This window comes from Pseudomonas sp. IT-P260, assembly GCF_949768395.1.
In the GTDB taxonomy this organism is placed as follows: Bacteria; Pseudomonadota; Gammaproteobacteria; order Pseudomonadales; family Pseudomonadaceae; genus Aquipseudomonas; species Aquipseudomonas parakoreensis.
Genome location: NZ_CATKPO010000042.1, coordinates 48,243 through 63,381, shown reverse-complemented (window position 1 = coordinate 63,381; position 15,139 = coordinate 48,243). Strand labels below are relative to the sequence as shown.

General features: G+C 60.9%; 14 protein-coding genes and 1 pseudogene. 5 read left to right on the top strand and 10 right to left on the bottom strand.

Features of this window, described 5'->3' with window-relative positions:
- The first annotated feature begins 191 nt into the window (after positions 1 to 191).
- A complete protein-coding gene (locus tag ACM6HV_RS23150; protein ID WP_003226705.1) occupies positions 192 to 1,127 on the top strand; it encodes a chemotaxis protein CheV in 936 nt (311 codons plus the stop codon).
- Positions 1,128 to 1,316: 189 nt separating this feature from the next.
- Entirely contained in the window at positions 1,317 to 2,123 is an 807-nt protein-coding gene (locus ACM6HV_RS23145) for an MOSC domain-containing protein (RefSeq protein ID WP_041069662.1), read from the top strand.
- Between the two features lie 72 nt (positions 2,124 to 2,195).
- Here ACM6HV_RS23145 and ACM6HV_RS23140 read toward each other — a convergent pair whose 3' ends face one another.
- From ACM6HV_RS23140 to ACM6HV_RS23100, 9 genes and pseudogenes are all read right to left on the bottom strand, one after another.
- On the bottom strand, positions 2,196 to 2,480 hold the full coding sequence (locus ACM6HV_RS23140) for a pyrimidine/purine nucleoside phosphorylase (protein WP_003226701.1): 285 nt from the start codon (positions 2,478 to 2,480) through the stop codon (positions 2,196 to 2,198).
- Positions 2,481 to 2,594: 114 nt separating this feature from the next.
- Positions 2,595 to 3,137, bottom strand: a complete 543-nt coding sequence (locus tag ACM6HV_RS23135; RefSeq protein ID WP_047295400.1) for an exonuclease domain-containing protein — start codon at positions 3,135 to 3,137, stop codon at positions 2,595 to 2,597.
- A gap of 70 nt (positions 3,138 to 3,207) precedes the next feature.
- Positions 3,208 to 3,609, bottom strand: a complete 402-nt coding sequence (locus tag ACM6HV_RS23130) for an acetyl-CoA carboxylase biotin carboxyl carrier protein subunit (RefSeq protein ID WP_414905493.1) — start codon at positions 3,607 to 3,609, stop codon at positions 3,208 to 3,210.
- Positions 3,610 to 3,686: 77 nt separating this feature from the next.
- A pseudogene (locus ACM6HV_RS23125) lies at positions 3,687 to 5,169 on the bottom strand (acetyl/propionyl/methylcrotonyl-CoA carboxylase subunit alpha); the annotation flags it as partial.
- Positions 5,170 to 5,287: 118 nt separating this feature from the next.
- Positions 5,288 to 6,085 carry an enoyl-CoA hydratase/isomerase family protein gene (locus tag ACM6HV_RS23120; RefSeq protein ID WP_414905382.1) on the bottom strand — a complete coding sequence of 266 codons (798 nt, stop codon included), beginning with the start codon at positions 6,083 to 6,085 and terminating at the stop codon, positions 5,288 to 5,290.
- Positions 6,082 to 7,239 carry a citronellyl-CoA dehydrogenase gene (atuD, locus tag ACM6HV_RS23115; protein WP_027613409.1) on the bottom strand — a complete coding sequence of 386 codons (1,158 nt, stop codon included), beginning with the start codon at positions 7,237 to 7,239 and terminating at the stop codon, positions 6,082 to 6,084. Before atuD ends, ACM6HV_RS23120 begins: the two co-directional genes overlap by 4 nt.
- A gap of 30 nt (positions 7,240 to 7,269) precedes the next feature.
- Complete coding sequence (atuC, locus tag ACM6HV_RS23110; protein ID WP_414905381.1) at positions 7,270 to 8,886, bottom strand: geranyl-CoA carboxylase subunit beta; 1,617 nt, start codon at positions 8,884 to 8,886, stop codon at positions 7,270 to 7,272.
- Positions 8,887 to 8,889: 3 nt separating this feature from the next.
- Positions 8,890 to 9,759: an SDR family oxidoreductase gene (locus ACM6HV_RS23105; RefSeq protein ID WP_414905380.1), complete on the bottom strand. Its 870-nt coding sequence runs from the start codon at positions 9,757 to 9,759 to the stop codon at positions 8,890 to 8,892.
- A gap of 12 nt (positions 9,760 to 9,771) precedes the next feature.
- On the bottom strand, positions 9,772 to 11,562 hold the full coding sequence (locus ACM6HV_RS23100; RefSeq protein ID WP_414905379.1) for an acyclic terpene utilization AtuA family protein: 1,791 nt from the start codon (positions 11,560 to 11,562) through the stop codon (positions 9,772 to 9,774).
- 183 nt (positions 11,563 to 11,745) lie between these two features.
- Between ACM6HV_RS23100 and ACM6HV_RS23095 the strand changes: the two genes are divergently transcribed.
- The 3 genes from ACM6HV_RS23095 (at position 11,746) to ACM6HV_RS23085 (ending at position 14,357) form a co-directional block, all read left to right on the top strand.
- Entirely contained in the window at positions 11,746 to 12,381 is a 636-nt protein-coding gene (locus ACM6HV_RS23095; protein WP_145594058.1) for a TetR/AcrR family transcriptional regulator, read from the top strand.
- A gap of 80 nt (positions 12,382 to 12,461) precedes the next feature.
- Positions 12,462 to 13,259, top strand: a complete 798-nt coding sequence (locus ACM6HV_RS23090) for a substrate-binding periplasmic protein (protein ID WP_041069688.1) — start codon at positions 12,462 to 12,464, stop codon at positions 13,257 to 13,259.
- Positions 13,260 to 13,343: 84 nt separating this feature from the next.
- Positions 13,344 to 14,357, top strand: a complete 1,014-nt coding sequence (locus ACM6HV_RS23085; RefSeq protein ID WP_414905378.1) for a GNAT family N-acetyltransferase — start codon at positions 13,344 to 13,346, stop codon at positions 14,355 to 14,357.
- Positions 14,358 to 14,454: 97 nt separating this feature from the next.
- Here ACM6HV_RS23085 and ACM6HV_RS23080 read toward each other — a convergent pair whose 3' ends face one another.
- A complete protein-coding gene (locus tag ACM6HV_RS23080; protein ID WP_027613402.1) occupies positions 14,455 to 15,009 on the bottom strand; it encodes an RNA polymerase factor sigma-70 in 555 nt (184 codons plus the stop codon).
- Between the last annotated feature and the right edge of the window lie 130 nt (positions 15,010 to 15,139).

Here is a 15,139-nt window from a genome sequence, read left to right as displayed (position 1 = left end):
CGCAAACTGTGGTCGCGCCAGAAGAGAATGTAGCAGATGAAAACGCCGGGCCAGTAAACCATGATGTTAATGTGACATCAATGCCTGCGTGTGGCATTTTGATGGTGATTTTGTGGGGATCAAGAATCGCCATAAACAGCCGATAACCCCACTTAGTAGTGAATTCATCAGAACAAGCCCAGGAGTCATTGATGGCCGGCATTCTCGACACGGTAGACCAACGCACGCAACTGGTGGGTGAGAATCGCCTGGAAATTCTCATGTTTCGACTGGCCGGACGCCAATTGTTCGCGATCAACGTGTTCAAGGTTCAGGAAGTTCTGCAATTGCCGAAGCTGACCCTGATGCCGCAACGTCACCCGTTTGTCTGCGGTGTGGTCAACCTGCGTGGCCAGACGCTGCCGGTGATCGACCTGTCCCAGGCGATCGGCATGCGCCCGCTGGTGCCGGGCCCGAACAGCACCATCATCGTCACCGAGTACAACCGTTCGGTGCAGGCGTTCCTTGTCGGTGGCGTGGATCGCATCGTCAACATGAACTGGGAAGCCATCCTGCCGCCGCCAACCAGCGCCGGACGCCAGCATTACCTGACCGCGATCAGCAAGGTCGACGATCAACTGGTGGAAATCATCGACGTCGAGAAGGTGCTCGCAGAAATCGTTCCGTACAACGCTAAGGTTTCGCGCGACAAGCTCGACGATCCGGTGCTGGAACGTGCCCGTGGCCGCGAAGTGCTGCTGGTGGACGATTCCAACGTCGCGCTCTCGCAACTGCGTGACACCCTCGGCCAGCTCGGGGTGAAAATGCACATCGCCAGTGATGGTCTGAAGGCGCTGAACATGCTCAAGGCCTGGGCCGATACCGGCGTGAACATGACCGACAAACTGCTGATGGTGTTCACCGACGCGGAAATGCCGGAAATGGACGGCTATCGCCTGACCACCGAGATCCGCAATGACCCGCGCCTGCGCGGTCTGTATGTGGTGCTGCACACCTCGCTGTCCGGCAGCTTCAACGATTCGATGGTGAAGAAGGTCGGTTGCGACAACTTCCTCTCCAAGTTCCAGCCGGACAAACTGGTCGATGTGGTGCGTCAGCGTCTGATGCTCGATGAAGTGCCGGCCTGATCCTGACGCTTCAGCCTCCTGTGGGAGCGAGCCTGCTCGCGAAGGCGGATTCCATGTCAACACATGTGTCGAATGAATTTCCGCTTTCGCGAGCAGGCTCGCTCCCACAAGGTTTGCAGTGCACAAACTCTTTTGATTCACAGATAAAGCTCGTATAGGGTGGCTTTTTTGCCCATCAGGAAGCTGGACATGCTGCGTCTGAGTGCGCTTTATCGTTACCCGTTGAAATCCGGCAAGCCCGAGATTCTGCAATCGATTGGCCTGGATAAACTGGGCCTTGAAGGGGACCGACGCTGGATGCTGGTGGACGAGGCCAGCGGCCGCTTCCTGACCCAAAGGGCCGAGGCGAAAATGAGCCAGCTGTCGGCGTTGTGGAATGCGCAGGGCGGGCTGACCCTCAGTGCGCCCGACCATGCCGCGCTGGATATTGCGTTACCGCAGGACGATGCCGAGTTGCGCGGTGTGACCATCTGGCGCGACACCCTGCGCGTTCCGGATGCCGGTGATGCAGCGGCCCGCTGGGTCAGCGATTTCATCGGCAAACCGACCCGTCTGGTGCAGGTGCCACTTGATCGCGCGCGTATGACGCAGGCCGGGTATGGCCGCGACGACGATCAGGTCGCGTTCGCCGACGGTTTCCCGCTGTTGTTGATTGGCCAGGCGTCGCTTGACGATCTGGTGCAAAAGGTCGGACGGCCGCTGGAGATGCTGCGGTTTCGGCCGAACCTGGTGATCGAAGGCAGTACGGCATTCGCCGAAGATGGCTGGAAGCGCATCCGCATCGGCGATGTCGAGTTCCGCGTGGTCAAGCCTTGCTCGCGCTGCATCCTGACCACGATCGATCCGCAGACTGGCGAGCGCAGTGCCGATCGCGAACCGCTGGCGACCTTGCAGAAGTACCGTGCCCAGGCTGATGGCGCGATGTTCGGGCAGAATCTGGTCAACGACAGCAATGGTCGGCTGGAAGTCGGTATGCCGGTGGAAATCCTCGAATAACCGAGGCCGGAAATGAAAAATGCCCGTGTCCATGGACACGGGCATTTTTTTGCACCGGGAAAAGCCGTGGGCTTAGCCGCGGTATTCGCACAGGTAGGCAGTATCAACGGCGACTTTCAGCTGGAACTTGCTGTTGGCCGGAACGTTGAACTGGCTGCCGGCGGCGAAGGTTTCCCAGTCGCTGCTGTCCGGCAGTTTGACGGTCAGCGCACCGGAGACCACGTGCATGATTTCCCGCTGAGCGGTGCCGAATTCGTATTCGCCCGGGGCCATGACGCCGATGGTCGCCGGACCTTCAGCGGTGCCAAAAGCGATCGACTTGACGGTGCCGTCGAAGTACTCGTTGACTTTGAACATGGGCGATTCCTCTCGAAAAGGGCAAAAAAGGGTTAAAAAAGGCTGGCCAGTATGCACAACGCTCCCGGCGCCGTCACCTGCCCGGGGCGTGTCCGACGAGTTCTCGCCCCGACTCTAGAGTGGCAAGACCAACGGCAACAACCGCGCAGTATTGCGCGCATCTTCCAGGGCCCGATGCTGCTGACCGCTGAACTGCATGCCGGCCAGTTGCAGCGCACCGTTCAGGCCCAACGGTCGTTCCAGGCGGCGGGCCTTGGCAAAGCGCTGTTTGAGATTCATGTGCGGCACTCGGCCCAGCACGCTGTCGAGCTGCAGGCGCTGCCATTCCTGAAGTAACTGCTTGCGGTCGTAATCGCCCCAACTGGCCCAGCCTTCAAGGCGTGTCTGGTGTTGCCCGAGCCAGCGCTCAAAGGCTGGCCAGACCTCGTTCAACGGCTGCGCGGCATCGATGTTGGCCTGGGTGATGTGCGTGAGTTCACGACAAAATGCCGTCAATAACGGCCGCCGGGTCGGTTTGACGAACCGCTGAAAGTGATCCTGCTCGCGACCGGCTCGATCGACCAGCGTCGCGCCGATTTCGATGATTTCCATTTCCGTAACCGGCCAGCCACCTTCATCTGTGGTGGCTTCCAGATCAATGACCAGCCAATGGGGCATCGCAGGTTTCCTGATTTACGCGTCCTGATAGATCAGAGCGTAGTCAAACCTTGCGTTTGCGCCTGGCGACTCACTCGACCTGCAACAGAACCTGACGATTTTTTACCTGATCGCCGACCTTGACCTGCACCCGCTTGAGCACGCCGTCGATACCGGCCTTCAGCGGATGCTCCATTTTCATTGCCTCCAGCACCACCAGCAACTGACCCTTGCTGACCGGACTGCCTTCGCTGACCAGCACGTCGACGATGGCACCGTCCATCGGCGCTTTCAGTGTGCCGGAGCTGACGCTGCTCTGACTGCTGATCAGCGCATGAGTTCGATCCTCCAGGCGCAGGTTGCCGGGGTGGGTGAACAGCCAGAGTTCTTCGCCGGCGATCCGATACGCATGACGCTGGCGCAGGCCGTCGACTTCCAGCGTCACCGAGCGTTCGTTGCACTCAATGACGGTCAGCGTCAGTGCGCGCTGCATCACGTTCACGGTGAAGCGGCCAGCGCCGTTCGCAAGCAGTTGCAAGCTCCAGTCCTGCTGTTCCAGCCCGAGGCGGTAATCGAGCGGCGCGCCGACATTGTTGCGCCAACCCTTGAGCGGCGCGCGATGCGCCTGCGCGCCAGACTGATAAAACAGCACGGCGGCGATGGCGAGTTCCTCGGCGGTGGGGGCGTAAGTGTGCAGACATGGATGGTCAGTGAAGTGCTGAGCAATGAATGCGGTGCTGAATTCACCGCTGATGAACTGTGGATGTTGCAGCAGGCTGACCAGCAAACGCTGATTGCTCTGAACACCGAGCAACACACTGTCCTGCACTGCGCGCAGGAGCTTGCGTCGTGCCTCTTCGCGGGTGGCGCCGTGGGCGATCAGCTTGCCGAGCATCGGATCATAAAACGAGCTGATCGACTGACCTTCGCGCAAGCCGTGATCGATCCGCGCGCCGGGATTCAATGCCGGTTCCCATGCCTGCACGCGACCGGTCTGCGGCAGGAAATTCTGCGTCGGATCTTCGGCATACAATCGCACCTCCATGGCGTGGCCGTTCAGCGTGACCTGTTCCTGTGTCAACGGCAGTGGCTGGCCTTCGGCGACGGCCAGTTGCCAGGCGACCAGATCCTGCCCGGTGATCAGTTCGGTCACCGGATGCTCGACCTGCAGACGCGTGTTCATTTCCAGAAAGTAGAATTGTCCACGGGCATCGAGCAGAAACTCGACGGTGCCGGCACCGACGTAATTCACCGCCCGGCCAGCCTTCAATGCTGCTTCGCCCATGGCCTGGCGCAACTCACCGGTCATCACCGGGCAGGGTGCTTCCTCGATGACTTTCTGATGGCGACGCTGCACCGAGCAATCGCGTTCACCGAGGTAGATCACATTGCCGTGGCAGTCGCCGAACAGTTGCACCTCGACGTGCCGTGGTTCGATCAGCGCCTGTTCGAGGATCAGTTCGTCACTGCCAAAGCCGTTCAGTGCCTCGGAGCGCGCGGTGCGCAATTGCGCCGGCAACTCGTCGCTGCTGTGCACCAGGCGCATGCCACGTCCACCGCCGCCGGCGCTGGCCTTGATCATCAGCGGGTAGCCGATGCGTTCGGCTTCACGCAGCAAGGTAGCGTCGTCCTGCGCGGCGCCTTGATAGCCGGCGATGCAGGGAACGCCGGCGTCGAGCATGGCGATTTTCGACAGGCGCTTGCTGCCCATCAACTCGATGGCGTCGGCGCTGGGACCGATGAAGGTCAGACCGGCTTCTGCGCAGGCGCGGGCGAATCCGGGGTTTTCCGAGAGAAAGCCGTAGCCGGGGTGGATCGCGTCGGCACCGCTGCGGCGCGCGGCATCGAGGATCGCCGGGATGTTCAGGTAAGACTGGTGTACCGGTGCGGCGCCGATGTTCACCGCTTGATCGGCCATCTGCACGTGCAGGGCATCGGCGTCGGCATCGCTGAATACGGCGACGGTGCGATAGCCGAGGGCCTGGGCGGTGCGCTGAATGCGGCAGGCGATTTCACCGCGGTTGGCGATCAGGATTTTGTGGATGGCGGGCATGGTGATCTTCCTGAGTATTTGGCGGTGGGTTGGCTGGTCTCTTCGCGAGCAGGTTCGCTCCCACAGGGAATTTGCATCGTTCACAAAACCTGTGGGAGCGAGCCTGCTCGCGAAGCTTTCAGGTGGCCCATCGCGGTTTACGCTTTTGCACGAAAGCCATCGTGCCCTCGATCCCTTCGACACCAGTCACCGCTTCACTGAACCATTGCGCTGCGTCATCCAGCAGTTCATTCGATGGCTGTCCGGCGCTGGCCAGCAACAGCTTTTTGGTCATCGCATTCGCTTCCGGTGCGCAGCACAGAACATGGTCGAGTACTTCGTCGAGGCGTTCGGCCAATGCCTGCGGATCCTGCTCGACAAAATGCACCAGCCCCAGGCGTCGCGCCTGTTGGCCATCGAAACGCGCGGCGGTCAGTGCCAGCCGACGGGTTTCGGTCAGGCCGATGCGTTGCACCACGAACGGCGCGATCTGCGCAGGCAACAGCCCGAGGCTGGTTTCCGGCAGGCCGAACTGCGCCTGATGATCGGCCATGGCGATATCGCTCACACATGCCAGCCCGAAACCACCACCGAGCACTGCGCCCTGTAAAACGGTGATCAGCACTTGTGGTGCATGCTGTGCTTCTTGCAGCAGGGCTCCAAAGGCGCGGCTCAACTCGCGGTAAGCGTCGGCCCCTTGGGCACGGGCATTGGCCATGTCCTTGATGTCGCCACCCGCACAGAAATGCCCACCGGCACCGCTGAGGACCAGGGCGCGAACCCCGCGGTCATCGCGCACTGCCGCCAATACCGCGCGCAGTTCGGCGACCATGTGCAGGCTCATCGCATTGCGGCTGTCCGGGCGATTGAGGGTGATGTGCAATACGCCGCCATGCCGCTCCAGCAGCAGTGTCTGGCAATCGGGCAGGGGGCTCATTTCTTTTTCCCCGGCAGAATGCCCATCAGTTTGCAGATGATCCCCAGCATGATTTCGTCGGCGCCACCGCCAATCGACACCAGCCGCACATCGCGATAGGCGCGGGCCACCGGGTTGTCCCACATGAAGCCCATGCCGCCCCAATATTGCAGGCAACTGTCGCTGACTTCACGACCGAGGCGCCCGGCCTTGAGCTTGGCCATCGAGGCCAGACGCGTGACGTCCTGACCCTTCACATATTGCTCGGTGGCCTGATAGACCAGCGCCCGCAGGCATTCGATTTCGGTCTGCAATTCGGCGAGGCGGAAGTGGATCACCTGATTGTCGATCAGCGCGTTGCCGAAGGTCTTGCGCTCCTTGCAGTACTCGATGGTGCTGTCGACGCAATATTCCAGACCCTTGATCATGTTGGCCGCGCCGAACAGACGTTCTTCCTGGAACTGCAGCATCTGCATCATGAACCCGGCGCCTTCGTGGCCGATGCGGTTGCGCTGCGGCACGCGCACGTTATCGAAAAACACCTGGGCGGTTTCCGAGCTGCGCATGCCGAGCTTGTCCAGGTGCGAACTGAGGCTGATGCCCGGGGTGTTCATCGGCACCATGATCAGCGACTTGTTGATATGCGGCTTGTCGTCCGAGGTGTTGGCCAGCAGGCAGATGAAATCGGCGCTGGGCGAGTTGGTGATCCACATCTTGCTGCCGTTGATCACGTAATCGTCGCCGTCCTTGCGCGCGCTGGTCTTGAGACCCGCGACATCGGAACCTGCACCGACTTCCGAAACACCGATGCAACCGACCTGCTCGCCGGTGATCGCGGGACGGAGGAATTCGTCGCGCAATTCATCGGAGCCGAAGCGGGCCAGCGCCGGAGTGCACATGTCGGTCTGCACGCCGATCGACATCGGAATGCCGCCGCAATGAATGGTGCCGAACTCTTCGGCGGCGACAATCGAATAGCTGTAGTCGAGGCCCATGCCGCCGAATTTTTCCGGTTTGGAAATCCCCAGCAGACCAAGGTCGCCGGCCTTGCGGAAAATCTCGTGGATCGGAAAGCGTCCGGCCTTTTCCCATTCATCGACGTGTGGATTGATCTCGTGTTCGACGAATTGGCGGACGGTGCGACGCAGTGCTTCGTGTTCCGGGGTGAAGATCATTTTTATTGTTCTCCTTGGGATCCGTGGCAGTCAGAAGCGGCTGACGCCGAAGCTGTTGGGTTGCAACATGCGGATGTCGGCTTCGTGGCAGATATCCAGCAGGTAACCGAGCAAGGTGCGCGTATCGCGCGGGTCTATCAGACCGTCGTCCCACAGGTTGGCGCTGCCGTAAAGCGCGGTGGACTGGCTGTCGAGTTTCTGCGCGGTGACCTGTTCGAGCATGTCGAGCATTTTCGGATCCGGCACCAGGCCTTCCTTGAGCTGTTTGGCCTCGGTGACAATGCGCAGCACCTTGCCGGCCTGCGCGCCGCCCATCACCGCGGTGCGGCTGTTGGGCCAGGCGAAGATGAAACGTGGATCGAGACCGCGCCCGCACATCGCATAGTTGCCGGCGCCGTAGGAACCACCGACGACAATCGTCAGTTTAGGCACTCGGGCATTGGCCACCGCTTGAATCAGTTTCGAACCGTGTTTGATCACGCCTTGCTGCTCGGACTCGGTGCCGACCATGAACCCGGTGGTGTTGTGGAAGAACAGCAGCGGCGTCTGGCTCTGATCGCACAGTTGAATGAACTGCGCGGCCTTGCTCGCCCCGGCGGGGGTGATCGGGCCGTTGTTGCCGATCAAGCCGCAGGCACGGCCCTGGATTTTCAACTGGCCACAGATGGTCTGCTGATCGAACTCGCCCTTGAATTCGAGAAACTCCGATTCATCGGCAATCCGCGCAACGATTTCGCGCACGTCGTAGGGCTTCTTCGGGTCTTCGGGAATCAGCCCGAGCAACTCGTCGATCGGGTATAGCGGCGCCTTGTATTGCGGCTCCGGCAGCCACGGCAATTGCTCGTTCCACGGCAGCATGCGCAAGATCTCGCGGACCAGGCGCACGCCATCGGCATCGTTCTCGGCCAGGTATTCGGCGGTGCCGGCAACCTGTGCGTGCATTTCGGCGCCACCCAGTTCTTCATCGGTGGCAACTTCTCCGGTCGCGGCTTTGAGCAGCGGCGGCCCGGCAAGAAACAGCTTGGCCTTGCCGCGCACCACCACCACGTAATCCGACAGCCCCGGTTGATAGGCGCCACCGGCCGTGGCCGAGCCATGCACTACGGTGATCTGCGGCAGACCCATGGCCGACATCCGCGCCTGATTGGCAAAACTGCGTGCTCCCTCGACGAAAATCTCCGCCGCATAGTTGAGGTTGGCGCCGCCGCTTTCGGCGAGGGTAATCACCGGCAGTTTGTTCTCTTGGGCGATCTGTTGCAGACGCAGGGATTTTTTCAGGCCGGTGGGGGAAATGGTGCCGCCCTTGATTGCGCTGTTATTGGCCACCACCAACGCACGCACGCCGGACACGTAACCGATGCCGGCAATCAAGCCTCCGCCGGCGGCGCTGCCGTCCTTGTCGTCGTGCAGCTTGTAGCCGGCCAGGCTCGCCAGTTCGAGGAACGGCGCGCCGGGGTCGAGTAGCAGATTCAGGCGTTCACGGGGCAGCAATTGCCCGCGCTGGTCGAATTTGCCCTTGGCGTCGGCAGCCTTGTTCAGCAGGTTCTGTTCCAGTTGCTGGACGTGCTCGATGGCCGCGAGCATCGCCGCGCGGTTACGGGCGAAAGCATCACTGTGCGGATCGAGTTGGGACTGGATCTGCGGCATGGCTTACTCCTTGTCCTTCAGCACGTCGGGCAGGTACGCCCGATGGAAACCATTGAACGACTCGCTGTGGCTCGCCTTGTGCAGCGGCCATGCACGGCTGCCGAGGCTGGCCGCACCATCGATTTTCAAGGTGCTGCCGCTGATGAACGCCGCCGCCGGACTGAGCAGGAAAACAATCGCCGCGCTGACCTCGGATTCGGTACCAATGCGCTTGAGCGGTACGTGTTCGCGCAAGGTCGGGATCACCGCTTTGAACGCGCCTTCATAGGTGTCCATGCCGCTGGACGCGATCCACCCCGGCGCCACTGCATTGACCCGCACCCCGGCGTAACCCCACTCGAACGCGGCGGTCTTGGTGAAGTTGTCCATCCCCGAGCGTGCCGCGCCGGAATGGCCCATGCCGGGCATACCGCCCCACATGTCGGCGAGCATGTTGACGATGCTGCCGCCGTGTTTGCTCATCGACTGGTTGAACACTTCCCGGGCCATCAGGAAGCCGCCGACCAGATTGGTGCGCAGCACGGTTTCGAAGCCTTTCTGATTGATCGCGGCCAGTGGCGACGGGTATTGGCCGCCGGCATTGTTGACCAGGCCGTGGATCGGCCCGTGTTCGGCGATCAGCTCAGTGACCAGTTGTTTTACCGCGTCTTCGTCACGGATGTCGCAAGCCTGCCAGTGCGCGCGGCCGCCGTCTTCGGTGATTTCGGCAGCGACTTTCTGCAGTTTTCCCGGCTTGCGCCCGACCAGCAGCACAGTGGCGCCGAGCGCTGCCAGTTCATGGGCGGTGCAACGGCCGATGCCACTGCCGCCACCGGTGACGATGAGGGTCTGGCCGCTGAACAGATCGGCTTTGAAAATCGATGCGTAAGCCATGAAGCCCAACCTCTAGTCGAGTTGTTCGGCGATGCTCTGCGGCACCGGGATCTGGATTTCCAGCAGTTGCTGGGCGAAGGCCTTGCCCTGTGGATCGATGCGCAGACTTGCCACACCACCGCCACCGAGGGCGTTTTCCAGCAGGAAATTCAGGCTGTGGGTGCCGGGCAGGTACCAGCGTTCGACCCGGCCATGGATCGGGTCGAGCAGGTGGCGCATCCAGTCGACGATGACCGCCGGCGTCAGCGCTTCGGCGATCCAAGGCAGGTATTCCGGCCGACGCGGCAGGACGCCGATGTTGCTGTGGTTGCCCTTGTCGCCGGAGCGCGCCACCGCCAGTTTTACCAACGGCACGCTGGCGTCGGCGCGGCCCTGGGGTTTGGGTGGCTGTTCGGGGGTTGGCAAAGCGTGGCTGTCGAGGGGTGTCTGCGCGGGCAGGGCGCAGGGATATTGCTCACCGGCCATGTCGATTTGCAGGGTGCAGGCGTTTTTGTCGATCAGGAACGAGAACAGCCGGATCAGCGGATAGACCGTCGGCCGTCCGCCGACGATGCCGGTCAGTCCCGGCGCCATGCCGGTCGCGGCCTGGGCGATTTCCCGGGAGAACAGGATCAGCGCCGGTTTCAGTGGATGGCGCACCGCGAGTTTGATCACCACCTCGCGGCTGTCACGGCGCTGACCGTGAGGGCCGTAAGTGGCTTCACTGCCGAGCAGTTCGATGTTGACTTCGCTGTAGGGCGGCCAGCCGCGCTGGCTGAACATTTCCGAGGTTTTGTCGATGATCGCCTGGCTCACGCGTTGCGCCTTGTCCACCGCATCGATGCCGGCGATCAGGCAACTGGCGGTGCAGCGAAAGCCGTCCGGGTAAGTGGCGCTGACCTTGTATTTATCGCTGGGTGGCAAGCCTTTGGCACCGTGCACATGCACGGTGTTTTTGCCCTGTTGCTGCAGTTTCACTTGAGTGAAATCGCAGACTACGTCTGGCAACAGATACGCCTGTGGATCACCGATTTCATAGAGCATCTGCTCGCCAACCGTCAATGGCGTCACTAACCCGCCGGAGCCCTCGGGTTTGCTGACGATGAACTGGCCGTCGGCGCTGACGTCGACGATGGGAAAACCGATGTGTTCGTAATCCGGCACATCGCGCCAGTCGGTAAAATTGCCCCCGGTACATTGTGCGCCGCACTCGATGATGTGCCCGGCCAGCGCCGCCTGAGCGAGTTTGTCGTAGTCGTGCCACGCCCAGCCGAACTCATGCATCAGCGCCGCGCTGACCACCGCGCTGTCGACTACGCGCCCGGTGATGACGATGTCGGCGCCCAGGCGCAGGGCTTCGACGATGCCTGGCGCGCCGAGGTAGGCGTTGGTCGATACGCACATCGGCGGCAGCGGCGCGCCGTTGAACATTTCGTGGATGCCTTGAGTGGCGAGTTGCTTGAATTGCGGCTGCAGGTCGTCGCCGAGCAGCACGGCGATTTTCAGACTGACCCCGGCCTTGTCGCAGGCGGCCTGCAGGGCGGCGGCACAGGCTTTCGGATTGATCCCGCCAGCGTTGCTGATCACGCGAATCTTCCGTTCGACCAGTTGCGGCAGCAGCGGCGCAAGCACCTCGACAAAATCCCCGGCGAACCCGGCCTGTGGGTCCTTCATGCGGGCGCCGGCCATGATCGACATCGTGATCTCGGCCAGGTAATCGAACACCAGATAATCCAGGCGCCCGCCTGCCACGAGCTGGGCGGCGGCGGTACTGGTGTCACCCCAGAATGCGCTGGCGCATCCGATGCGAACGGTCGTGGGCATGGTGATCTCCGACTCAGGAACCTGCGACAGAAGTGTCTGGAGGCTACCAAGCAAGCGCTTGGTTTGTAAACAGCTGAAATATCTTCTGCCCAAGCGCTTGCTTGGTTGCGGTCCGCGGCTTAAATTGCGCGCAACCCTGCGTGTTCAGGGGGCAACAGACTGATCGACTGTAGGAGAGAACGGGTGGACGAGCAAAAAGCCCTGAGGGTCATGCGCGAACTGGTGGACCAAGGCCAACTGACCGACCCTGACAGCGCTCGCGGCAAACTGCTGCAAGTGGCCGCCCACCTGTTCCGCAACAAAGGCTATGAACGCACCACCGTGCGCGATCTGGCCGGGGCGGTGGGGATTCAGTCCGGGAGCATTTTTCATCACTTCAAAAGCAAGGATGAAATCCTTCGTGCGGTGATGGAGGAGACCATCGTCTACAACACCGCGTTGATGCGCGCCGCGCTGGCCGAAGCCGCTAATGTACGCGAGCGGGTGCTGGCGCTGATTCGTTGCGAGTTGCAGTCGATCATGGGCGGCAGCGGCGAAGCGATGGCGGTGCTGGTCTACGAGTGGCGTTCGTTGTCCGAGGAGGGGCAGGCCCGGGTGCTGGCCCTGCGTGACGTCTATGAAGAGATCTGGTTGCAAGTGCTGGGCGAAGCCAAGGACGCCGGGTTTATCCGTGGCGATGTATTCATTACCCGTCGATTCCTCACCGGCGCACTGTCCTGGACCACCACCTGGTTCCGTGCCGGCGGTAGCCTGAGCCTTGATCAATTGGCCGATGAAGCGCTGATTCTGGTGCTCGAAGAGCGCCAGTCCACTTTCTAACAGGCCGGGAAACTGGCTAACTGGGCGAAACCGCCTAGCTTGAATGCATTGATTGCCATTTTTTCGGGGAGTGGGGTGTTTTGAAGTCTTCGCCAATTCGGACGACCGCAGGGCTTTTGCTCGTAGCGCTGGCGGTATTTTGGGTGCTACCCGCACAGGCAGCGCAACTGGTTCGGGTGGGCGCGGCGCATTTTCCGCCTTACACCGTGCGTCCGGAAAGTGGTGCCGACACTGGCCTGCTGCCGCAACTGGTCGAGGCGCTCAATGCACTGCAGGCGGACTATCAGTTCGTACTGGTACCGACTTCGATTCCTCGGCGTTTCGGTGATTTCAAGCAGGGCCGGATCGACATGGCGATCTTCGAGAACCCCGATTGGGGCTGGAAGGAGATTCCTCATACCGACGTCGATATGGGCCTGGAAGATGCCGAGATTTTCGTCGCGCAACGTGAAGACGGTCGCCAGCAGAACTATTTCGCCGACCTCAAGGGCAAGCGCCTGGCGCTGTACAGCGGTTATCACTATGAGTTCGCCAACTTCAACGCCGATCCCAAATACCTCGCCGATACCTTCAACGCGACGCTGACCTATTCCCACGACAGCAACCTGCTGATGGTGCTGCGCGGGCGCGCCGACATCGCTCTGGTTACGCGCTCGTACCTGTTCGATTATCTGCTGCGCAACGAGAAAGTGCGTGACGAATTGCTGGTGTCGCAACGCATCGATCAGGTCTACCACCATTACGCCATTCTGCGTCCGACGGCACCGATCACTGGCGAGGCGTTCGGCAAGTTGCTGCAGGGTTTGCGCAACAATGGCCAGATGCTGAAGATCTTCGATCCTTACAAGATTGCCGTGGTGCCGGTGGCTCATCCCTGACCGATTTTCATCCAGGCGGCTAAATTTCTCCTCTCGGCTCACGTCCCATCGTTGAACTGTCGACGATTATCGTGAGCCCGACCCATGTCCAATCTGAATGACCTGACTGCCCTGGCCCTGCCTTCGGGCAGCCACCTGGTAGCCGATGCCACTGAAAGCCGTCTGAGCCTGATCCTGGACGGGCAACCGCTGATTCGCCTGCGCCTCGATCGTCTGGCCAAAGGCCCGATCCAGCTCGACGAGCGTTACGCACTGCCCGTGGGGCAGGCGCTGTGGGCGGCCTGTTACTGGTTGTTCGCACGCGATCCGGACTGTCAGCAACTGCTCTGGCAACTCGATCAACCACCCACTGAAGCGTTGCTCAGCGGTTTGCTGGTCAGCACCGAAGTGGCTGGCGAATACCGCTGCGAACGCACCCTGTTCTGGCAGTTGCCGCAACCCTGGCTGGGCACGTCGCTGACCGGCAGCTACCCGCAACAAATGGTGATCAGTCACGGCAAGCGCCATCCGCTGCGCCCGGCAAAGCCGCGTGGCGAGGTCTATCGGCGTTTCGATGCGCGTCTCGGCGCGTGGATTTCCCTGCGTACGGTGGAGATCGAGCAGGATCTGGCGCGGTTCAATCGCTGGCAGAACAGCCCGCGAGTTGCCAGTTTCTGGCAGGAGGAGGGCAGTCTCGAGCAGCATCGCGAATACCTGAGCAAGCTCGATGCCGATCCGCACACGCTGACGCTGATCGGCTGTTTTGATGATCAACCGTTTGCCTATTTCGAGGCCTACTGGGCTAAGGAAGACCGTATCGCGCCGTTCTACGACGCCGACAATTACGACCGTGGTATTCACATGCTGGTGGGAGAGGAAAATCACCGTGGCCCGCACAAGGTTGCGAGCTGGCTGTCGGCGCTGGTGCATTACTTGTTTCTGGATGATCCGCGGACCCAGCGTGTGGTCGCTGAACCGCGTGCCGATAACGCGAAGATGATCGGCCACATGCAGAATCAGTGCTTTCACTGCGAGAAAGAGTTCGACTTTCCGCACAAGCGCGCGGCGTTGATGATTCTGGGGCGTGAGCGGTTTTTTGATCGGTGCAAGCTGGCGTAAAAGCAAAAGATCGCAGCCTTCGGCAGCTCCTACAGAGGAATACATCTCATGTAGGAGCTGCCGAAGGCTGCGATCTTTTTTCTGCGATGAGCCGGGCTTAACGACGACCCATCGAGGCCGCATCCCCACGGCTGCCCGACACCTTGCGGCAGTGCACCAGTGCATCGCGAATCATGAAGTTGACCAGGGTCGGCGAGACGCCGAGTTCCTTGGCGATGTCCTTTTGCGGCACGCCGTGCAGGCGGTACATCTCGAAGGCGTAACGGGTGCGGCTGGGCAGTTCGGTCAGCGCGTCGGCGATGTGCTCCAGCGTCGAGAAATTGATGTGCGAGGTTTCCGGCGAAGCGCCTTGAATGACCACATTCAACCCTTCCTCTTCGGGACCAGAGTATTTCTGTTCCAGCGCCTGTTTGCGGTAGTGATCGATGGCGAGGTTGCGCACGATCTGGAACAGGTAACTCAATTGCGCCTTGATCGATGAGGTGATCGGCGGCGCCGATTGCAAGCGGAAGAACGCATCCTGCACCACGTCTTCGGCGCGCGAACGGCAACCGGTAATGCGCGCTGCGATCTTGACCAGAATCAGTCGATTGTCGACGAAGGCCTGAAGTAGCGGTGAATCGCACCTGCTTGTGGATACTTGTTCCGTCATGGAAATCACCTTGCTGCCAATAGGTTAGTGGGACGCCGGGGGACGAGGCCGTCCTACACATCGAACGACAAATTATGTTGAATGATAATGATTGTCAATTGAGAAAGAGAACTAATGCTCCGTAAAGGTG